This is a genomic window from Candidatus Symbiopectobacterium sp. NZEC135 (assembly GCF_025962695.1).
On the sequence record NZ_JAGFPF010000233.1, the window covers coordinates 1 to 2,196 of the forward strand.

General features: G+C 57.5%; 3 protein-coding genes and 1 pseudogene. 2 read left to right on the forward strand and 2 right to left on the reverse strand.

The genetic code is table 11. The features are described 5' to 3' along the window. Window positions 1-30: 30 nt before the first annotated feature. A complete protein-coding gene (locus J5224_RS25285) occupies window positions 31-162 on the forward strand; it encodes an entericidin A/B family lipoprotein (protein ID WP_195316105.1) in 132 nt (43 codons plus the stop codon). A gap of 96 nt (window positions 163-258) precedes the next feature. Here the strand turns inward: J5224_RS25285 and J5224_RS25290 are convergent, their stop codons facing one another. Beyond that, window positions 259-705 carry a winged helix-turn-helix transcriptional regulator gene (locus J5224_RS25290; protein ID WP_264627960.1) on the reverse strand — a complete coding sequence of 149 codons (447 nt, stop codon included), beginning with the start codon at window positions 703-705 and terminating at the stop codon, window positions 259-261. Window positions 706-815: 110 nt separating this feature from the next. Between J5224_RS25290 and J5224_RS25295 the strand changes: the two genes are divergently transcribed. Next, window positions 816-2,042, forward strand: coding sequence for an MFS transporter (locus J5224_RS25295; RefSeq protein ID WP_264627961.1), 1,227 nt, complete (start codon window positions 816-818; stop codon window positions 2,040-2,042). 49 nt (window positions 2,043-2,091) lie between these two features. Here J5224_RS25295 and J5224_RS25300 read toward each other — a convergent pair. Beyond that, window positions 2,092-2,196, reverse strand: a pseudogene (locus tag J5224_RS25300) (fumarate reductase subunit D); the annotation flags it as partial.

The following is a 2,196-nucleotide window of genomic DNA, read 5'->3' on the forward strand; positions in this document are numbered from 1 at the left end:
TTTACCTCTCCCTTGAGAAGGAAAATAACCATGTTCAAAAAAAGCGTGCTTATTCTTGCCTCATTGCTGATGCTCTCCGCGTTGACCGCTTGCAATACCACCCGTGGTATTGGTCAGGATGTCGAGGCAGGTGGGAAAGCCATTCAACGCAGTGCGCAGTAGTAAACGGTTCAGGCATTGTGCTCAGTGACGATCCTGAGCCATGTGTTTATGACATTCGCCGGGTATGGTCATTTGCGTTATTTCAGTGGCCGTACCTTACACCACTTTCCGCACTACAGCCGTCGCTGGCATTAACACAGAACCATCCTCGGCATGCGGCGCCATGTAGGGAATCGGGTTGCCTGTGCGCGTGTCGATCAGGTCTGAGTGCCGCTCACCGGGTTTGAACCGGTGCTGTTCTCCCCATTGCCGTAGCGCCACTATCACCGGAAACAGCTTTTCTCCCTCAGACGTCAGCACGTACTCCTGATAAGCCGTACCGTCCGAGGCGTCCTGCATCTCAAGAATACCTGCATTAACCAGCTTGCGCAGACGATCGGAAAGGATGTTGCGCGCCACGCTCAGGCTGCGTTGAAAATCACCGAAACGGCGCACGCCATCGAAGGCATCACGCACAATCAGCAGCGACCAGCGATCGCCAACCACATCGACACAGCGGGCAACGGGACAAGGTTCATGGTTGATGGTTTCGTGGTTTGGCATGGCATTTCCTGACCGTTTGGTGTGGAACAGTAATCAAGTTGCATTTTAAAACCAGATGACCTAGCATTCAATCAGTTTCATTTTGCAACTGGAGTTCGTGGCGTTATATGATGAAGCGTTCCCTCACATCACCGTTGAGTCAAAACAGTTCGCTGGCTCAGCCTGCGGATATGCCCCGCAGCCTGCTAGTGCTGTTTGCTATCGCCAGTGGCTTGAGCGTGGCAAATGTCTATTACGCCCAGCCTCTGCTTGATGCGCTGGCGACAGATTTCGGCATCAGTCAGGCCAGGGTTGGCGGCGTTGTCACGGCTACCCAGGTTGGCTGCGCCCTGGCACTGTTACTGCTGGTGCCATTGGGCGATCGCGTTGAGCGTCGTCGCTTGATGGTCATGCAACTCGTGGCGTTGGTGACAGCCTTGCTCATCGTTAGCATGGCATCGTCTGCACCGGTGCTGCTGCTGGGGATGTTGGCTATCGGTCTGCTAGGAACCGCGATGACGCAGGGGTTAATCGCCTACGCTGCCAGCACCGCCTCCTCCCATGAGCGGGGGCGCGTTGTTGGCGCAACCCAAAGTGGGGTGTTTATTGGCCTGTTGCTGGCGCGGGTGTTTGCGGGAGGCGTGAGCGATCTGGCGGGCTGGCGAGGCGTGTACTGCTGTGCCGCGGTGCTGATGCTAGCGATAGCGCTACCGTTATGGTTACGGCTACCGGTTTTGCCTCCCTCACCGCAGCGCATCAGCTATCCACGGCTGATCGCGTCGATGTTGACGCTTCTGCTGCAAGAGAGGGTACTGCAAATCCGTGGCCTGTTGGCGTTGCTGATGTTTGCCGCTTTCAACATCTTCTGGAGTGCGCTCGTGCTGCCGCTGAGCGCGCCGCCGTATGGGTTCTCGCACACGGTGATTGGTGCGTTTGGGCTGGTGGGCGTGGCTGGCGCGCTGGCTGCCTCGCGCGCCGGACGATGGGCCGACCGGGGATATGCCCAGCACACCAGTGCGTTTGCGCTGGTGACATTACTGCTGGCATGGTGGCCGCTGTCGTTGATGGATGCATCGCTGTGGGCGCTGGTTGTGGGGATTGTGCTGCTCGATCTGGGCGGGCAAGCGCTGCATGTGACCAACCAAAGCCTGATATTCCGTGCCCGACCGGAGGCTCATAGTCGTTTGGTCGCTCTCTACATGCTGTTTTACGCGCTGGGCAGCGGGATTGGCGCGTTCAGCACCACCCTCACCTATGCACATGCGGGTTGGCAAGGCGTGTGTTTGCTGGGTGCGGCAGTCAGCCTGTTGGCGCTGTTGTTGTGGTGGATGACGCGCCGGGTTGTTACGCCAGAATAAAAAAACGGCCCGCGAGTGCGGGCCGTAGCAGAGGATACCTGATGGCGAATTACAGAGTGACGACACCAATCACGGTAACCACACTCAGGATGGCAGCCAGACCGTAGAACACCCATTTCCCTGCCGGAACGTGGATTTTCAGGTCATGCATCAG

Excerpts from the sequence above, each read along its gene's own strand:
- J5224_RS25285 (WP_195316105.1), top strand. The coding sequence starts at position 31 with ATGTTCAAAAAAAGCGTGCTTATTCTTGCCTCATTGCTGATGCTCTCC.
- J5224_RS25290 (WP_264627960.1), bottom strand. The coding sequence starts at position 705 with ATGCCAAACCACGAAACCATCAACCATGAACCTTGTCCCGTTGCCCGC.
- J5224_RS25295 (WP_264627961.1), top strand. The coding sequence starts at position 816 with ATGAAGCGTTCCCTCACATCACCGTTGAGTCAAAACAGTTCGCTGGCT.